Raw genomic sequence first — 19,131 nt, 5'->3', positions numbered from 1 at the left:
GCTATCTTGCACCGCAGCTTGGCCATCTTCGGTGCCGCCCGTTAAACCGGACTCTGACACTTGCGCCGTCTCGATTTGAGTGATGATGGGGTCATTACCATCTTTAATATCGATAGTAACCGTACCGGTCAACACGTCACCATCGCCATCTTCAATGGTCGCCACTAAGGTGTGGCTCACCACGTCACTGGTTGAATGGTCGATGTTTCTGTCTGGCGCAAACGAGAGTGTGCCATCTGCAGAGACGATCACTTTGCCGTCGGTGACCAAGTATTCACTTTGACCGTCGACTAACGTAATCGGATCGCCACCATCAAAGGTGAATTGCGTAACCACGCCTTGCTCGGCGCCCGAGGCGCTGATGAGCGTGATAGGATGAGATTCGTTATCGTACTGCGTATCTGGCTCAGTAACGGCTATCTCGCCATCCACCACCGTCTGAATGTCGTCATTCACTGTGATCGCGAGATTCACCGATGCTGATTCATCACCATCGCTGTCCACCGCGACCACCGGCAAATTAATCACCAAGCTCTCATCATTATCACCGCTGTGATCGAGCGGTCTGAGCAAGGTAAAGGTGTAATCTTTAAGGGTGGTTTGATCGAGCGCGACCGCAAAAACAGGCACATCTTGCCCGTCAACGGTGATCACTCCCTGGTATTGACCGGGTACATCAGAGTCTTCTATCAAGCGCACCGTTTGCCCTTGCGCTTTCAATGTCGATTGCTCGGTAAAGCGCGTGATATCGAGTGTCAGCGCGGCAATGTCATCACTGCCGACATCGATAGTGATGGTGCCGCTGTCTTGCACCACGACTTGGCCGTCTTCGGTGCCGCCCGTTAACCCAGATTCTGACACTTGCGCCGTCTCGATTTGAGTGATAACGGGGTCATTACCATCTTTAATATCGATAGTAACCGTGCTGGTCAACACGTCACCATCGCCATCTTCAATGGTCGCCACTAAGGTGTGGCTCACCACGTCACTGGCTGAGTGATCGATGTTTCTATCTGGCGCAAACGAGAATGTGCCATCGGCAGAGACGATCACTTTACCGTCGGTGACCAAGTATTCACTTTGACCGTCGACTAACGGAATCGGGTCACCGCCATCAAAGGTGAATTGCGTTACCACGCCTTGCTCGGCGCCCGACGCGCTGATGAGCGTGATAGGCTGAGATTCGTTATCGTACTGCGTGTCGGGCTCGGTGACCTCTATCTCGCCATCCACCACCGTCTGAATGTCGTCATTGACGGTGACCGCGAGATTCACCGAGGCCGAGTCATCACCGTCGCTGTCTACAGCAACCACCGGCAAGTTAATCACCAAGCTCTCATCATTATCACCGCTGTGATCGAGCGGTCTGAGCAAGGTAAAGGTGTAATCTTTAAGGGTGGTTTGATCGAGCGCGACCTCAAAAACAGGCACCTCTTGCCCGTCAACGGTGATCACCCCCTGGTATTGACCGGGCACATCAGAGTCTTCTATCAAGCGCACGGTTTGCCCTTGCGCTTTCAATGTCGATTGCTCGGTAAAGCGCGTGATATCGAGTTTCAGCGCGGTAATGTCATCACTGCCCACATCGATAGTGATGGTGCCGCTGTCTTGCACCGCGGCTTGGCCTGCTTGCGTGCCACTGGTTAACCCAGATTCTGAGACTTGCGCCGTCTCGATTTGAGTGATGACAGGGTCATTGCCATCTTTAATATCGATAATCACCGTGCTGGTCAACACGTCACCATCGCCATCTTTAATGGTCGCGATTAAGGTATGGCTCACCACGTCACTGGTTGAGTGGTCGATGTTTCTGTCTGGCGCAAACGAGAGCGTGCCATCGGCAGAGACGATCACTTTGCCATCGGTGACCAAGTATTCACTTTGACCGTCAACCAGCGTAATCGGATCGCCGCCATCAAAGGTGAATTGCGTCACCACGCCTTGCTCGGCGCCCGAGGCGCTGATGAGCGTGATAGACTGAGATTCGTTGCCATATTGAACATCCGGTTCGGTCACCACAATCTTCGCATCAGATACCAAAGGAACATCATCCACGACGGCAATGACTAAGTTGCTATTGGCGGTAGTATCGTTATCGGCATCAATCGCGAAAACAGGCAATGAAACTAAAACGTCGTCTTTGCCCTGCTCTGAATGGTCAAGCGGCGCAAGCAGTTCGAATTGATACGCGACTTCAAAGCCGCCAGAACTCAGGTTGCTGACGCTCTCAATGATGAGAGAAAAGACATCGACTCGCTCCTCACCTTGTATGACAAACCCAACATACTCACCCGGTTGCGACGGGTTAGCCTCAAGAGTCACGATTTGCCCTGCAGAGGTGAGACCATTGGCCTGCTGACTCTGGTTGAATGCCTCGACGTCCAGGCGAACATCCACCACTTGATCACTCCCAAGCTGACCGGCTATCGTTCCCGTTACAATCGGGCTAACACTGCCTGCCTCCGTTCCCGTCGCCAAACTTGATTCTAGTGCCGTTTTACCGTCGATAGGAGACAGTGTCGGCGCCTCACCGTCACTGATCGCCGTGCTCACACTGACGGGTGAGCGTAATAGGTTACCTAAAGCATCCGCTCCCTGAATCTCAATGTTGATCGTGATTTGGTCATCATTAATCGCCACCAATCCTCCCGCCACTGACGGAAGATGATCGATCGGTTGACTCAGCGTTGTGGTGATCTCCAGATTGATGTCTCGACCAATATTGGCTGCGTTGATGTCAATGCGTAATACTTCCCCTTGCACATTGACACCAATAATTGCATTTTGCGAGTCATTATAGGAAAACAGGACATCCCCGCCATTCGAAGTGATATCACTATTGAGTTCTGTGAGCAGCGCGGCTATGGATGAGGTCTCAGGAACAAAAGACTCGGGATCGAGAGTAAGATCCCCGGCAGCAATGAGAGTGCTGCTGACAATAGTGGCAGGATAGGTCCCGAGAGATAACGAACCTTCAGACAGGGTGGCTGCTACGCTCTCGCCACCTTGAGAAAATTGAAAGCGGCGTCCAGTATCTTGCGTTTCAGACTGGGCCTGAGCATTGAAACCCGCGGTTTCGAAAAAGGTGCTCGCCAGTACTTCGGGATTATTGTACGCGATAGTAATGAAGCCGCCGTTGGCTGAGCCACTCGTCCCTGCACCCGCTGCCGTGGCTTCTAAAATCGCCGTCGGGTCAGCGCCCGCAAGAATAGCCTCTTGAATGGCCGCCAATTCATCACCGCTCAGTGCCCCTTCACCAAGTAGCGCATCATCAACCTGAATGTCGCCGCTGACTCGCGCGGTTGCCCAACCAAATCCGTCACCTGGTTCTATGCAGCTGACGCAATTTTCATCAATAAACAGTGTTTCTGATACGTCTTCGAGAACGAGCGTCCCACCTTGAGCGGTGATGATCATCTCACCGATGTTGATATTCTCACCGACTTGCGCTTTGCGAGCCTCCCCGTTGGGCGAGGCGATCACGACATCACCATTCACTTCTTTGACACGACTTGTCTGGCGAATGACTTCTACGTCCATAACATTTCCCTTTGTGAATTAGCGTCCCACGTCTTTGACGTGGATACGGGTTTTGCACTAGAGCGAACTGACTGAAACGAGAATTTATTATTAGAGTTGTAATTTTAGAGAAGCAAAAAACATGCACATCTAACATCATCACTCAATCTCACAGCGAGAGTAAGAAAAGATTAAGCTTTTTCGCCACAGTCTCAACAGTGATATTTGACACTTTCAGTATAGGGGACGATAAAAAAAAAGAGCCAGCAAATGCTGACTCCCTTCTCATTATTATTCTTTTGCGATTTCTATGGCACACCGTGCCCTTTCGATGCAACCCAAACACGATACCACTGCTCACGTGTGAGCTCGAACGGAAGCGACTCGACGGCCGATTTCACTCGCTCAATTTTGCCTGAACCGATAATAGGCAGCGGATTCGACGGTAGACGACGTACCCAGGCGTAAATCACTTGATCGATGCTGCTTGCGCCGATTTCAGCGCGGATCGCTTCCAGTTCATCACGTACGCGAGCTGCTTGCTCTGTGTCCCCGCTGAAAATGCTGCCTCCACCAAGACAAGACCACGCCATCGGTAGCGTGCGAAGCATTTGCATTTGATCTAGGGTGCCGTCATGGACAACATCAAAATTGAGTGGGTTAATTTCCACCTGATTAGTCACCAGAGGCTGAGAAACGCGCGATTGCAGCAGTTCGAACTGACGAGGAGAAAAGTTCGATACACCAAAGTGCTTCACTTTACCTACTTTGCGTAGCTCGGTAAAAGCCTCTGCCACTTCGTCTGCGTCCATCAAGGCATCTGGACGATGGATCAGCAAGACATCAATCTGCTCCACTGCCAAACGCTCCAGTGAATTATTCACCGATTGGTAAATGTGGGCCGCACTGGTGTCGTAGTGGTTCACTTTACGCTGCGGGAACTTGTCCACGCATAGGTTGATATCGCACTTAGTGACAATCTCAATTTGGTCACGTACACAAGGATCCAGCTTCAACGCTTCACCAAACAGCTGCTCACACTCGTAGCCACCGTAAATGTCCGCATGGTCTACCGTGGTTACGCCTAGCTCAATGTGCTGCTTAAGGAACGTCAAACGCTCTTGCGGCGTCATACCCCATTCTGCTAAACGCCAGTAGCCTTGAATCATCTGTGAAAATTCGGGGCCCTGCGGCGCAATTGTTACTTTAGACACCATCTTTTACCTCCTAAAAAAGAACGCTTCTACCCTATTCTTGTTTGTTTCAACCTACAACGTATACTGTGCAGAATTTCGAACTGGAGTACGAAAATGAGTTTTGCACTGCGTCTTCAAGCCCTCATCGGTGAAGAGTCCATTTCTGGTTTTGCGCGTCGGGTCGAGCTCTCCGAAGCCCTGATTCGCAAATATCTCAAAGGCAGTGAACCTAGCTTGGCCAAAGCGAATCAGATCGCGATGAAGGCCAACTGCTCACTGGAGTGGTTAGCCACAGGGTGTGGGTATCTCTACAGGCAAGCGGAAGTGGTCGATATGCCCGCTTACACCATGGCGTATGAGACCGTCATGGGCCAAACACCAGAGCCCATCGAGCAACATCGCAAGGTGATCGCGGCATACCAATATTTACGCGCCCATAAAAAACCCGATGGCTATCTTGACCAGGCGTCGATGCTGCAATTTCTTCATCGTCACAGCCCGAAAGAACTGTGACTAAAAGCAAAATTTAGGGCGTAGATCGGGGGTAGGATGTGGCGCCGCTTCGTTCGCAGTATTCTGTCTAAAAAAACAACAAGGACAGAACGTGAAACGATATCAACCACACTGCATAGTGATTGGTGGGCTGTTGAGTGCGACTGCATTCGCGTCACCCACGCTCACTCTCTCAACCACAACCACCAGCCGAGATTTTCCTCTCAATAGCGATACGCCCTTGGTCCTACCGCTGCCCAAGCAAGAGTATACGCTACACATTTCCGCTACCGGTGGTGACTGCCCCACCACAAACCTCGATCAGGTCAAGTTTAGGCAGCCGATTGCCCTGAACTGTCAAACGGCAACGACTCTGCCCGTCAACATCCGCTTTAGCGGCGATTACTCCTTCGAATACGATGCCGATGCGAATACATTGGTGATCGCCCGTGAAGCGAAGAAAAACACCACCACAACGTTCAAACGACCACTACCGGATGTGAATTGTCGTCAATACGTGGGTGGCCCCGTCACGCTAAACTTAGGTGACACCTTCCCCGATGGTACCGAGCTAAAAGAGGCCTTGAGCGGTCAAATCGTCACCGTACGCGACGGTCAAGTCTCACTCGAACCGAGTGAAAATAGTGGTGGCCTCCTACTCCTTGAGCCAGTGCTCACAGAGCCCGTAGAGCGCGACTTTACCTATCGTAACGCCAACATCTATTTCGCTATGGTGGACAGGTTCCACAACGGCGATACCAGTAATGATGCCAGCTACGGTCGTCGCAAGGATGGCAAAGATGAAGTGGGCACCTTCCACGGCGGCGATCTTAAAGGGGTGATAGAAAAACTCGATTACATTCAAAGCTTAGGGACGGATGTGATTTGGCTATCGCCCATAGTAGAACAGGTGCATGGCTTTGTCGGTGGCGGCGAAAAGGGCAGCTTCCCGTTTTACAGCTATCACGGCTATTGGACACGTGATTTCACGAAAATTGACGCCAACTTTGGGCAAGAGGACGACCTGAAAACGTTAGTCGCCGAAGCCCACAAACGCGGTATGAAGATTTTCCTCGATGCCGTGATCAACCATTCGGGGTACGCCACCTTAGCCGATCTGCAAACCGACAACATCGACGTTGTCAATGCAGGTAAAATGCCGGCCACTTGGCAAGATTGGCAGCCAAACGATGATGAGAATTGGCACAGTTTCCACCAAGCCATCGATTACAACAGCCCACAATGGCAATCTTGGTGGGGTGGCGATTGGGTCAGAGCGGGCCTACCGGGATACCCTGCACCGGGCTCCAGCGACATCGAAATGACACTGGCTGGGTTACCTGACTTCCGTACTGAATCACAACAATTTGTGACACCGCCGCAATGGCTATTGGAGAACCCGGGCACACGCGTTCAACGCCGCGACAATTATCGCGTCTCGGATTATCTGATTGAATGGCAGAGTGACTGGGTTAAACGTTTTGGTATTGATGGTTTTCGTGTTGATACCGTCAAACACGTCGAGGGCGAAGTGTGGCAACGACTCAAAGAGCAAGCCAGTACAAGCTTAGAGCAGTGGCGTGAAGCCAATGGTCAATCGGGCGAGCCGTTTTGGATGATGGGAGAAGTCTGGGGGCACTCGGCTTACCGCTCTCCCTATGCCGACCAAGGCTTTGATGCCCTAATCAACTTTGATCTACAAAAGAAAATGGATAAGGGCGCAGCGTGTTTTAGCAAGATGCAAAGCACCTATCAAAACTACGCAGATTCCATGCAAGAAACGCCGGACTTTACCCCGGTAAGCTACATGTCATCACACGATACCGAACTGTTTTTCAGCCGGTTCAACTCGCTTGATGTGCAGCGCAGTGCCGCCAACGCGCTGCTGCTCAGCCCGGGGGCAGTCCAAGTCTATTACGGCGATGAAGTGGGACGCGAAATAGGACCTTATGCCGATGACTTCCATCAAGGGACACGCTCAGACATGCTTTGGACACTGGATAAAGAACGCCAGGCGCTTCTTGCGCACTGGCAGCGTGTGGGTCAATTTCGTCAGAATCACCCAGCGATTGGCGGCGGAGTACACCGTGTGATTGACAATAACCAAGAGTACGTCTTCTCTCGCACCTTAGGAGACGACAAGGTCGTTGTTGCCTTTGTCGGCACCAAGCGCGAGTAAAGAGTGAATGAGAACATTAGCCGCTAACGCACATTAGCGAGTGCAATAGAAAAGCAAACGGGCTCCGCGGAGCCCGTTTTTATTGGAAAGAGTTCAAGAAGGTGAGAATTAACGGTTATTACGACGCGTTTCGACCGCTTGAGCGAGTTGGCGCAGTACCTTCTCGGTATCATCCCAACCAATGCACGCATCGGTAATCGATTGACCGTAAGTCAGCTCACAGCCCGCCACCAAATCTTGGCGACCTTCCACAAGGTGAGATTCAATCATCACACCAAATACTGCGTCTTCACCGCCTGCAATTTGTCCTGCCACGTCCTCTGCCACAACCATCTGGTTTTGGTACTGCTTTGAACTGTTCGCATGGCTAAAGTCGATCATCACTTTTTGTGGCAAACCTGAGGCTTCCAGCTCCGCTTTGATGGTGCCGACGTGATCTGCGCTGTAGTTTGGCTCTTTACCACCACGCAAAATAATGTGGCAATCTGGGTTGCCTGCTGTCTCGACAATGGCTGAATGGCCAAATTTGGTCACCGAAAGGAAGTGGTGCGATGCGCCAGCGCTTCGAATTGCATCAGACGCGATCTTGATGTTGCCATCCGTGCCGTTCTTAAATCCAACCGGGCAAGAGAGACCCGAGGCGAGTTCACGGTGCACTTGTGACTCTGTCGTACGTGCACCAATCGCGCCCCAGCTGATCAAATCCGCCACATACTGCGGGGTGATCATGTCTAAAAACTCGCTTGCGGTGGGCATGCCCATGTCGGTCAAATCCAACAGTAATTTACGCCCCATACGCAAACCATCATTGATCGCAAATGAGTCATTTAAGTACGGGTCGTTGATCAAGCCTTTCCAGCCAACGGTGGTACGCGGCTTTTCAAAATAAACGCGCATCACGACTTCAAGACGATCACCCAACTCATCACGCAAAACCTTGAGACGCTGACCATATTCCAACGCGGCTTCAGGATCATGAATAGAACAAGGCCCGATGATGACCAACAAACGGTCATCATCGCCTTTTAAAATATTAGAAATCGCTTCACGCGAACGAAACGTGGTTGAAGAAGCAGACTCAGTCGCCGGAAACTTCTCTAAAACAGCAACAGGGGGTAATAACTCTTTTACTTGGTTAATTCGTACATCATCAGTTTGAAACATCGCTTACTTCTTCCTATTTTCTTGGCCTGAACACAGCATCAAAGACAGTGATGCAAAAATGTTCAATCTCTCGTCACTCTGTTCCCAGTAACTTATCTGCCAAAAACAAGGCTTGCAAGCATTATTTTGTTTAAAAGGCAATATTATATCTAGTTTTAGGATTTACACCGCCCGTTCATTAATATTTACACCCAGTAATGATCAACTAAAAGTAGCAGAAACAGCAGCATTAACTGATAGATTGAGTACTTAAACGTCTCAATGGCTGATTTGTCGGTGGGAGCGAATTTCAGTTTCCAGGCATGAACAACAAAGCCGAGGCAGAGCAGAGTTGCCCCGACCCAATACATGGTGCCTGCCATACCGACTAAGGCAGGCATTAAGCAAACCAAGGTCAACAGCACGGTGTAGAGCAAGATCGAGGTTTTGGTGTACTCCTCGCCATGGGTCACAGGGAGCATGGGGATGTCGGCTTTGGCATAATCCGCTTTGCGATGGATAGCCAGCGCCCAAAAATGAGGCGGGGTCCAGATGAAGATGATCATCACCAGCAACCAAGCGTGTGCGTGCATCTCACCGGTGACCGCCGTCCAACCAAGTAAGGGAGGCATAGCGCCAGCGATGCCTGCGATAACAATGTTTTGCGGTGTCGCACGTTTAAGGTAGAGCGTGTACACCACCGCGTAACCAAGAAGGCTCGCTAACGTCAGCCAAGCCGTGAGTGCGTTGACGCCAAAGAGCAACACCCCCATCCCCATGGCGCCAAGAGCAAAGGCGAACACAAATACATTGACCGCCTTGATGCGACCAGAGGGCAGAGGTCTTTGATAAGTACGCGCCATAATCGCGTCAATTCGGCGATCGATCAGGTGATTAAACGCCGCTGCTGAACCCGCCATCAAGGCGATGCCGACCAATCCAAGCACCGTTTGCTGTATGGGTAGTGAGCCTTCCACGGCCAAACACATCCCCACCAGCGCGGTAAGCAGCATCAGCGCCACCACTTTCGGTTTAGTGAGCGTGAAATAGTGATGCGCGAGTGATTTCTCCGCGCTGGAGGTAAACGTCGCGGTTTTACTCATGAGCACTCTCCTTAATGTCGATCACTGACGGGCGCTTTGGGGGTTGCGTCCTCACAGACGCGGCGATTCTAGGGCTGATGCGCTGCGTCGCTTTCGTTGACGCACTGACTTGGCTCAGCAAGTAATTGGCTCTCAGCGTGGCGACCAACAGCAGCGCTGCGCCAAGGTTGTGTGCAACGGCAATAGCCAAAGGTAAACTGAGCAGTACGTTACTTACTCCCAGTGCGATTTGAAGGACCAACAGCCCAAGTAGCCAATGGGCACAGAGGGTAAACTCCGTATTCCGATAACACTTAAGCGCGACCACCAACGCGAGAACAAACAGCATCACCAGCATAGCGCCAAAACGATGCGTGACATGAATCGTCATTCGCGCGCCATAGTCGAGAGTACCGAATTCGTAACTCTCACTCTTAGGCTGGATAAGCTCAAAGGCCGTCCCAAAATCCAAATATTGCGTCCAGTTTCCCTCACAAATCGGCAGCGAAGTACACATCAGCGCGGCGTAATTTGATGAGGTCCATCCCCCTAACGCCACCTGCGCTACCACTATCAATGCCGTGATCCCAGCCAACCAGCGCAGTCCACGAGATACTGAAATATCACCCAGTCGGTGCGCCAAAGGATAACGAGTCACATGCCAATAGCTCAAACAAAGAAGGCTAAACAGCGTAAAACCACCAAGCAGGTGCCCCATGACGACAATCGGCATCAGCTTCATCGTGACCGTCCACATCCCCAGTAACGCTTGAAACACAATCACGGCAGGGAGTGCGAGAGACAGCCCAACAGGTAACGCTCGATGCTTCAAGCCAAGGTAGGCGATAGCAAATACCAGTAAGCCAAGGCTGCCGGCAAAGTAGCGATGGATCATCTCAAGCCACGCCTTGTCAGCTTCTACCGTCAGCTCAGGGTAAAGCGCGGTCGCTTTGGCCAGTTCGTGGCTTTCATTGGGCACCGTTAAATGGCCATAACAACCGGGCCAATCCGGACACCCGAGCCCTGCGTCAGCCAAACGGGTATAGGCGCCAAGAAAAATGACCATCAAGGTGAGCAGTAAACTGGCTCTTAGTAACGTAATCACACTTCCCCCTTACCCGACGCGAGACAGCTTGAGCAATTTGCGCAAATCCGCCAGTAAGCCTTTGCTTTGCGCGGGTAGTTGGGCGAGGTCTTGCTCTGGTGGATAACGCATCACTAACTGCCCCAATGGGTCGATAATCACATATTCAAAGTCCCCGACCACTTGATGAAACGCCTCATTGATCGCAATCCTGGTCAGCACGTGCTCTTCTAGGTACGGTGCGCTTTTATCGGTGCGCAGCAAGACTGGGGTGACGCGTTCTTGATATTTTCCTAGTGCAATGTGAGTTTGACCAAGAAGATGGATTTGCTGTTGGCATCGCGCCTCACATTCGCTCGGCAAGACGTAGCCCAGTTGCCACTGTTTATGCTGAAAAGGATTGGCGACACCGAGCGACTCAAAGGTGGTGAGCGGCTCGATTAGAGTCCCTTGATTGGTCACGCCCGAGTTGTACCACTGCTTGACCAAAATCGCCTTGGCGGCAATCACGGGGAGAGTGAAAAACAGCACCAACGCGATCAGCGTCAAGCGCCCTCGGGTGACACGACGTGTATCGACCGAATTCGGGGTTCCCATTTTAGCGGCATGAGTCATGCGACACCTCCTTGTGAGTAGAGTCTAGGCTGCGATGATGCGCCTTGACCTCTGCAAGCGTTCTTTTGATGGTACGAAACAGCAGCAGTGAGACAATCAGTAGCAAAGCCAGCGCCATAGAGAACCATTGCACGGCGTAACCCAAATGCTTCTCTGGGCTCATCGATATGGGTTGCCACGGCTGAGGGTAGGGCCAACTTTCCCCAGTTGTTGCACCCATCGACCAAGTGGTAGGCTGGGCGATAAATGTCGCCATCGGTGCGGCCCACTGTTTGGCAAGCGCCTCTGTATTGATGTTTTGCACCCGCGCGGGGTTGCCCGCTTCGTAATACAGCTCATTGCTGAGCGGGTTGAACGATTTCTGATACAACCTTGCGCTCATCGAACCGGGCTCGCTCAGCCACTCCACCTCAGGTAATACATCTCGCGTTGCTTTTGCTTCCACCCAACCGCGCTCGACCAACAGATGCTCATTCACACCACGCACATCCACCAATTGAATCGCTAAGTAACCAACCTTGCCTTGGTATGACTGATTGTCGAGCAAGACGGTTTTTCCTGCGATGGGGGTGTAATCGAAACGTACCATCACACCGGTTGGCTGCACTCTCTGCGCTTGAGACAACGCACTGAGTGCGACAGGGCGTTGCTGCAAATGCTCGGCGACGCTTTGCGCTATCTGCGTTTTTTCTTCTGCGCGCGAGAGCTGCCACAAGCCAAGTTTGACCAAAAAGCAAAAGGCAACCACAGTTAACAGAACCATCAACGCAAAGCCTCGGGTATAAAACCGGCGACGTAAGGAATCTCGGATGATTTTTTTGTTTAAACTGCTGCTCGTGCTCTTGCTACTGTTCATTCTGTTTAATCTTGGCCTTGCATTAATTGAGATGGTCAAAGGCCCGCGCCAAGACACCTCCAAAGAAGACAACAAACCCATGAGTCACTATTTGGGGCGACGCGTGTTCCTCTCTGCTCTCGCGGTCATTTTGTTAATTGCCGCGCTGCTTAGTGGTTTCATTGAGCCGAACGTGCGCCCCTACTAACGGCTCTCATCTGCCTGTCTTTTTTCTTTGTCTACCTCGTCGTCTACCTCTTTAAAGCACGTAGACAAAGACAAACAAACACAGCCACACCACATCGACAAAGTGCCAATACCAACTGCCCGCTTGGAAAGCGAAATGGTCTTTCGGCGTAAAATGGTCTTTCGCCACACGTGCCAGCAAAATGATCAAAAACGTTGTCCCGAGCAGCACGTGCATGCCATGAAATCCGGTCAGCAAAAAGAAGGTGTTGCCGTACACCCCGGATTGCAGAGTGAGCCCTAAATCTTGATAGGCGTGCACATATTCCACCCCTTGGTAGTAAAGGAAGAAGCAGGCCAACACAATCGTCAGCTCCAACCACACGATCAGGGCCATACGGTGATTTTTTTCCAAACTGGTGTGGGCCAAATGCAGCGTGATGGAGGAAGTCAGCAGCAACAAGGTATTGATCAGCGGGATGCCCTGCCAAGGCATCGCTGTGGTGGTCGTGCCTGAGGGAGTGGTGGTGAGCGGCCACAACGCCTCAAAAGCGGGCCACAGCACCTCATGAGTCATGGCGTTGTTACTCGCGCCGCCAAGCCAAGGGACAGAAACCATGCGCGCGTAAAACAGCGCACCAAAAAAGGCGCCAAAGAACATGATTTCCGAGAAGATAAACCAGCTCATTCCCTGACGAAACGAGCGAGAAAGCTGCTCGGAGTATTTGCCACTCATGCTCTCAGTGATCACATTGCTAAACCAACCTGCAAACATATAGAGTAAAAACAGTAAGCCTGCGGTTAAAATCAGCTTTCCGAAGACACTGGTATCGCCCCCTTCTGCCATACTCTGCACCGTGATCCCGGCGCCAACAGCAATTAAAAAGAGCGCCACGGCGCCGACAATCGGCCAGCTACTCTGCGCGGGAACAAAATACGGTTGATGTTTCATGCTCATGGGGTAACTCCTTGCTCAAGGTTTCCTTGACTCACCCTTTCTTGACTCACAATACCTCGACTTCCATTACCTTGACTCCGACTACCTTGACGGAATGTGTCTTGAGCCGCCAGTGGCACCGATGCCACCTGAGCCATCGCGGTGACAGGCGTTGAGGCATCATCAACAGCAGGTGGCGTCTCTTTTTGCGTGATGTCATACAGGGTGTAAGAGAGTGTCAGTGTATGAATCGAATCGGGAATGTCCGGTTCGATGTAAAAAATCAGTGGCATCTCGGCATCTGCCCCTGAATCTAGGGGCTGCTGATTAAAACAAAAGCACTCTATTTTGTTGAAATAGGTGGCCCCTAGACCGGGTGAGACCGACGGTACTGCTTGCCCCACTACGGTATGATTGGCGAGGTTTTTCGCCTGATACGCGGTATGAATCACCTCACCCGGGTGCACATCGAGATGGGTCAATTGGGGCTGAAACTGCCACTCGATACCCGGATTATTGTGCGCCATAAATTCCACTCTCACGGTTCGCGAGGTATCGATACTCAACCCGGCAGGTGCCACCACTGACTCGCTGTTGGTTTTGCCATTGATGCCCAACGCATCGCACATCACGTCATACAGCGGCACGAGTGCAAAGCCAAAACCGAACATAGCGACGACCGCAGCACACAGCTTTAAGGTCAATTTCTGGTTCGCATTTGCTTGGCTCATCTCTCACCTCAATCAATCTTAGGGGGTGTTGAAAACGTGTGATGTGGTGCAGGGCTAGGCACGCTCCACTCCAAACCTTCTGCACGCTCCCACGGTTTCGCGCTTGCCTTTTCGCCGCCGCGAATGCACTTAATGACGAGCCACAAGAAAATCAGTTGAGAGAGACCAAAGGCAAACCCACCAATGGAGACGATTTGATTGACGTCGGCAAACTGAATGGCGTAATCAGGAATGCGTCTTGGCATCCCCGCAAGGCCAAGAAAATGCATCGGAAAGAACAAGATATTGACGGAAATGACCGAGCACCAGAAATGCCACAAGCTCAACCTATGGTCATACATGTGACCCGTCCACTTCGGCAACCAGTAATACGCTGCCGCCATGATCGAGAAGACCGCACCCGAGACTAAGACATAGTGAAAATGTGCCACCACAAAGTAGGTATCGTGATACTGGAAATCCGCAGGAACGATCGCCAACATCAAGCCCGAAAATCCCCCAATCGTGAAAAGAATGATAAACGCGATAGCAAACAACATAGGCGTTTCAAACGTCATTGCCCCTCGCCACATAGTCGCGACCCAGTTAAACACTTTCACCCCAGTCGGCACCGCGATAAGCATGGTGCAATACATAAAGAACAGCTCAGCAAACACCGGCATGCCGGTCGTAAACATGTGGTGCGCCCAAACCAAAAAGGAGAGCAGCGCGATACTGCACGTCGCGTAGACCATTGAGTGATAACCAAAGAGCTTTTTACCACTAAAAGCGGGGATAATCGCCGAAATGATACCGAATGAGGGCAAAATCATGATGTACACTTCCGGGTGACCAAAGAACCAGAAAATGTGCTGGAACATCACCGGATCGCCGCCCCCAGCCGCATCAAAAAACGAGGTGCCAAAGTACTTATCGGTCAACACCATGGTGACCGCCCCTGCTAACACCGGCATGACCGCGATCAGCAGAAACGCGGTGATAAGCCAAGTCCAAACAAACATGGGCATTTTGAACCAAGTCATTCCTGGCGCGCGCATGTTGACGATGGTGACGATGACGTTGATCGCGCCCATGATGGAGCTGATGCCCATGATATGTACAGAAAAGACAAACAGCGCAGTGCTATCAGGGCCATAGGTGGTCGACAGCGGCGCATAAAACGTCCAACCGAAATCGGGGCCACCGCCTTCAGTAAACAGCGAGGCAATCAGAATCAAGAACGCAAAAGGCAGAATCCAAAAACTCAAGTTGTTCATACGAGGTAGCGCCATATCCGGCGCGCCAATCATCATTGGAATCATCCAGTTTGCAAGCCCAGTAAAAGCCGGCATTACGGCGCCAAACACCATGATCAATCCATGAACCGTGGTCATTTGGTTAAAAAACTGCGGCTCCACCAGTTGTAGACCCGGTTGGAACAACTCAGCGCGAATCACCATCGCCATCGCGCCGCCAGTAAGGAACATGATAAAGCTGAACCAAAGATAGAGCGTGCCGATGTCTTTGTGGTTGGTGGAGTAAATCCAGCGGTAAATACCGCTTGGCGCATCGTGGTGATCGTCATGATGATCTTCTATCACCCCTTCAGCGTGTCCAGCGCGGCTTAGCTCCGCATCCGTTACAGGCGCAGATTTGACGTTGTCTGCCGTCATAGAGTCAGATTTGGACGTTTTCATTGTCCCTCCTCGGCTGCGCCAGCATTGTTAGCGCTTTTTGAAGCTTTATAGGCATCGACGTCTGACGCTTGTATGACGTCACCCGTATTATTACCCAGTCCATTACGTTGATAAGTCACCACCGCCGCGATTTCTTTGTCGGTCAATTGATTAGCAAACGCCTGCATAGCGGTGCCCGGGCGGCCATAGACAATGGTGTCAATGTGATTGTTTATCTCACCCGTCGCCACTTTACTGCCCGTGATTGCCGGGAACGCCCCCGGAATACCGGCGCCATTGGCTTGGTGACATACCGCGCAGCGATCGAGATAGACTTTCTCGCCCAAGATGACGAGCTCTTCGAGAGAGAGTGTTGCCGTCAGTGACGCCGCAGCCTCTTGTTTGGCTAAAGCGAGTTGTGATTTTTTATCCGCTAGCCATACCTCGTAGTCTGCTTCTTCCATTGCGTGGACCACGATCGGCATAAAACCATGCGCCCTCCCACACAATTCAGCACATTGGCCGCGATACACGCCAGGCTTATCGATGCGCGTCCACGCTTCGTTAATAAATCCTGGAATGGTGTCTTTCTTGACCGCAAAATCTGGCACCCACCAAGAGTGGATCACATCATCGGACGTCATCAAAAATCTTACTTTGCGATTGATCGGCAACACTAACGGGTTATCGACCTCCAGCAGGTAATGGGCGCCTTTTTCTTCAATGCCATCGATCGCTTTTTGACTGGTCGCGAGCAAGCTGAAAAACTCAACGTCTTCATCAAAGTAGCTGTAGTGCCACTTCCACTGCGACCCGGTGATTTTGATCGTTAAGTCCGATTGTGACGTGTCTTCCATGGCCACTAAGGTTTTGGTGGCGGGGATTGCCATCAAGACCAAGATGACTATCGGGATCACCGTCCAGATCACTTCGACTTTGGTGCTTTCGTGGAAATGCGCCGCAACCGCGCCTTTGGATTTTCGGTGGTGATACATGGAATAGAACATGATGCCAAACACCACCAGTGCGATGGCGCAGCAGATGTAAAAGATCAGCATGTGCAGTTCATACACCTGACCGCTGATATTGGTCACACCTTGTGTCATGTTGTAGGTGGTGTCTTTGGGGCTTTCCTCGGCTGACGCGTGGGCGGGTAACACCAACCACACACTCGTCATTCCATAGCCAAGCCATTGCCCAAGTAATCGCCACAGTGCCTGCTGTACTCGTTTCAAACGATGTCTCCTTTGCTCGGTAGCCTACTGGCTAACTCGCTTGAACTCAGCGTTCCCTCACCGCACCTTGGCCTACTACACATCACCCGAAGGGAGTCGCTCAGTTGATTCCTATAAACAGCGAAATTTGGTTTAATTTGTTATATTTATGTTAACAAAATGAATGTAATTAAAAGCTAGTTGGCGTTTTCAGATTGTGCAAGCGGTTGACAAGGTCCAATGATTTTTTTGTGACCCAATGTTTTTTATCGGCAAAGTAATTTTGTCGGCATAGCCATTTTGGCCGCATAGTGATTTAACGATTGCGCTCCTATAAATGATAATTGATATCAATTAAAATCATCACAACCATAGTTACACTGTCGTCCATTGCTGTAATAGATAGCTACAATACAAAGAGAACGACATACAAACCGTCAGTCGCAAGACCTACGAGGACCCCTTAACATGAAACAGTATGATCAATGGCTAGCACGCGATCCCGATCCCGCCACCCGTGAAGAGCTACAACGTCTCATCGAGCAGCAGCAACAAGCAGAACTTGACGATCGTTTTAGCCAACGGCTCGAATTTGGCACCGCGGGCCTAAGGGGCAAAGTGGGTTGTGGGCCTAACCGTATGAATAGGTTGGTGATTCAAGAAACCGCCAAAGGGCTAGGTCACTATCTGCTAGCACAAATCCCACAGGCGGCTGAGCGCGGCGTCGTGGTCGGCTACGATGGCCGCATCGATTCCAAACAGTTTGCACACGATACCGCTGCGGTACTGACGGCCCTTGGGATTAAAGTCTTTCTCACGCATCACGTTGCCGCGACGCCTATCGTGGCGTTTGGTGTCAAACACTTTGGCGCGGCAGCGGCGGTGGTGGTGACAGCTAGCCACAACCCACCGGAATACAACGGATTTAAAGTCTACTGGGAGAATGGCGCTCAGATCATTCCACCGCATGATTCCGGCATTGCGAAGCACATTGAAGACGCCGCGACGGCGCCGCTCGCGCTGATGGATCTTAGTGATGCTGAGGATCAAGGCTTGCTCGTTTGGCTTGATGACGCGTACTACAACACCTATCGACAGGCCATCAACACTCACCCGCAACTCAGCCAAGCGCCTGCGCCCATCACCATCAGCTACACCGCCATGCATGGTGTCGGCGCAGAGATGGCAGAAGCCCTGCTCGGCGATGCGGGCTTTAACCAAGTATACAGCGTCAAAGATCAGCGTGAGCCAGATGGCCATTTCCCGACCGTCAACTTCCCCAACCCCGAAGAAGCGGGCGCGATGGACAAAGTGATTGAATTAGCCAAGGCGCACAACGCCGATCTCGCCTGCGCCAATGATCCCGATGCGGATCGCTTTGCGGTGGCGGCGAGAACCGCGCAAGGCGACTATCAAATGTTAACCGGCGATCAAGTGGGCGCGCTGTTTGGTCATTATCTACTGAGTCATTTTGATCGTAGCCAAGGTGTCACGCCGCTAGTGGGAAATACCATTGTCTCTTCGACACTGCTCGCCAGCATCGCACGCTCGCTTGGCGGTGAGTACTACCAAACGCTGACGGGCTTTAAGTGGCTGACTAACGTTGCCATGAGTAAAGTATCGAGTGAGCGCCCGTTCCTGTTTGCCTATGAAGAGGCGTTAGGTTACACCATTGGCACCACTGTCTGGGATAAAGATGGCCTGTCAGCGCTGGTGGCGTTTGCTCAGTTGACGGCAGAGTTAGCACGCCAAGGAAAAACCGTGTGGGATCAACTGGAGACGATTTATCGTCAACATGGCATGGTGGTCAATGCGCAGCGCAGTATTGCCCTTGACCCAAGCGCCCCCGCTATTGGAGAGAGCCTAAGAGCCTCACCAGTCAGCCAAATTGCAGGGCGTGACATCGAACGGGTCGACGATCTCAAAACGCTCACCACCACCCATCAAGATGGTCGAGTGGAGACCATAAATTTACCGGCCAGTGATGTGCTTATCTATCATCTCGCGGGTGGCGCGCGTGTGATTGTTCGCCCTTCCGGCACTGAACCGAAAATTAAATGTTATTACGAAGTGGTCGAAGCCTTCCCACCTCAGCAAAGTTTTGCCGAAGCCAGCAGCCACGCTCAGCAAGTGATGGATTTGCTCATCAGTGAACATCAAACCAGCTTAACGCACCTTTAGCACTCAAGCGCTTTTGTGACACGAAAGCGCTTTGTATAACGGCCTCATTATCGATAAGCTAGCAGAATCAATGGCATGTCGC

15 protein-coding genes are annotated in these 19,131 nt (G+C 51.6%); 4 read left to right on the top strand and 11 right to left on the bottom strand.

What is annotated here, in order from left to right:
- The coding region (locus tag AC6R1A_RS02445; RefSeq protein WP_500632839.1) for a retention module-containing protein at positions 1-3,540 on the bottom strand (3,540 nt) is incomplete at its 3' end.
- Positions 3,541-3,827: 287 nt separating this feature from the next.
- Complete coding sequence (locus tag AC6R1A_RS02440) at positions 3,828-4,736, bottom strand: aldo/keto reductase (RefSeq protein WP_500632838.1); 909 nt, start codon at positions 4,734-4,736, stop codon at positions 3,828-3,830.
- 93 nt (positions 4,737-4,829) lie between these two features.
- On the opposite strand from AC6R1A_RS02440, the gene AC6R1A_RS02435 reads away from it, so the two are divergent.
- Both AC6R1A_RS02435 and AC6R1A_RS02430 read left to right on the top strand, forming a co-directional pair.
- Complete coding sequence (locus AC6R1A_RS02435) at positions 4,830-5,228, top strand: XRE family transcriptional regulator (protein WP_500630195.1); 399 nt, start codon at positions 4,830-4,832, stop codon at positions 5,226-5,228.
- Positions 5,229-5,319: 91 nt separating this feature from the next.
- Positions 5,320-7,386, top strand: coding sequence for an alpha-amylase (locus AC6R1A_RS02430; protein ID WP_500632837.1), 2,067 nt, complete (start codon positions 5,320-5,322; stop codon positions 7,384-7,386).
- 108 nt (positions 7,387-7,494) lie between these two features.
- Here AC6R1A_RS02430 and aroG read toward each other — a convergent pair whose 3' ends face one another.
- The 5 genes from aroG to AC6R1A_RS02405 form a co-directional block, all read right to left on the bottom strand.
- On the bottom strand, positions 7,495-8,550 hold the full coding sequence (aroG, locus tag AC6R1A_RS02425) for a 3-deoxy-7-phosphoheptulonate synthase AroG (protein WP_487902187.1): 1,056 nt from the start codon (positions 8,548-8,550) through the stop codon (positions 7,495-7,497).
- Between the two features lie 185 nt (positions 8,551-8,735).
- Complete coding sequence (gene cyoE, locus AC6R1A_RS02420; protein ID WP_500632836.1) at positions 8,736-9,632, bottom strand: heme o synthase; 897 nt, start codon at positions 9,630-9,632, stop codon at positions 8,736-8,738.
- Positions 9,625-10,716, bottom strand: a complete 1,092-nt coding sequence (locus tag AC6R1A_RS02415) for a COX15/CtaA family protein (protein WP_500632835.1) — start codon at positions 10,714-10,716, stop codon at positions 9,625-9,627. The genes cyoE and AC6R1A_RS02415 overlap by 8 nt, the downstream gene beginning before the upstream one ends.
- A 9-nt stretch (positions 10,717-10,725) precedes the next feature.
- Positions 10,726-11,310, bottom strand: coding sequence for a redox-active disulfide-containing membrane protein (locus tag AC6R1A_RS02410; protein WP_500632834.1), 585 nt, complete (start codon positions 11,308-11,310; stop codon positions 10,726-10,728).
- The gene (locus AC6R1A_RS02405) at positions 11,294-12,073 is read right to left on the bottom strand and encodes an SURF1 family protein (protein WP_500632833.1); all 780 of its coding nucleotides are present in this window, start codon (positions 12,071-12,073) and stop codon (positions 11,294-11,296) included. The genes AC6R1A_RS02410 and AC6R1A_RS02405 overlap by 17 nt, the downstream gene beginning before the upstream one ends.
- Before the next feature lie 46 nt (positions 12,074-12,119).
- Here AC6R1A_RS02405 and AC6R1A_RS02400 point away from each other — a divergent pair, with 46 nt between their 5' ends.
- A complete protein-coding gene (locus tag AC6R1A_RS02400; protein WP_487902182.1) occupies positions 12,120-12,353 on the top strand; it encodes a DUF2909 family protein in 234 nt (77 codons plus the stop codon).
- A gap of 51 nt (positions 12,354-12,404) precedes the next feature.
- Here the strand turns inward: AC6R1A_RS02400 and AC6R1A_RS02395 are convergent, their stop codons facing one another.
- From AC6R1A_RS02395 to coxB, 4 genes are read right to left on the bottom strand one after another with little or no spacing between them, the layout of a single operon-like run.
- Positions 12,405-13,289: a cytochrome c oxidase subunit 3 gene (locus AC6R1A_RS02395; protein ID WP_500632832.1), complete on the bottom strand. Its 885-nt coding sequence runs from the start codon at positions 13,287-13,289 to the stop codon at positions 12,405-12,407.
- Entirely contained in the window at positions 13,286-13,999 is a 714-nt protein-coding gene (locus AC6R1A_RS02390) for a cytochrome c oxidase assembly protein (RefSeq protein WP_500632831.1), read from the bottom strand. Before AC6R1A_RS02390 ends, AC6R1A_RS02395 begins: the two co-directional genes overlap by 4 nt.
- 8 nt (positions 14,000-14,007) lie before the next feature.
- Positions 14,008-15,675, bottom strand: coding sequence for a cytochrome c oxidase subunit I (gene ctaD / locus AC6R1A_RS02385; RefSeq protein ID WP_334552161.1), 1,668 nt, complete (start codon positions 15,673-15,675; stop codon positions 14,008-14,010).
- Positions 15,672-16,832, bottom strand: a complete 1,161-nt coding sequence (gene coxB, locus AC6R1A_RS02380; RefSeq protein ID WP_500632841.1) for a cytochrome c oxidase subunit II — start codon at positions 16,830-16,832, stop codon at positions 15,672-15,674. The genes ctaD and coxB overlap by 4 nt, the downstream gene beginning before the upstream one ends.
- Positions 16,833-17,336: 504 nt before the next feature.
- On the opposite strand from coxB, the gene AC6R1A_RS02375 reads away from it, so the two are divergent.
- On the top strand, positions 17,337-19,049 hold the full coding sequence (locus tag AC6R1A_RS02375) for a phospho-sugar mutase (RefSeq protein ID WP_500632830.1): 1,713 nt from the start codon (positions 17,337-17,339) through the stop codon (positions 19,047-19,049).
- The last annotated feature ends 82 nt before the right edge of the window (positions 19,050-19,131 follow it).

It is taken from the genome of Vibrio sp. R10-SG3-ISO3, from assembly GCF_059834225.1.
The sequence above is the reverse complement of the archived record's forward strand: the minus strand, read 5'-3'. Positions and strand labels throughout refer to the sequence as shown.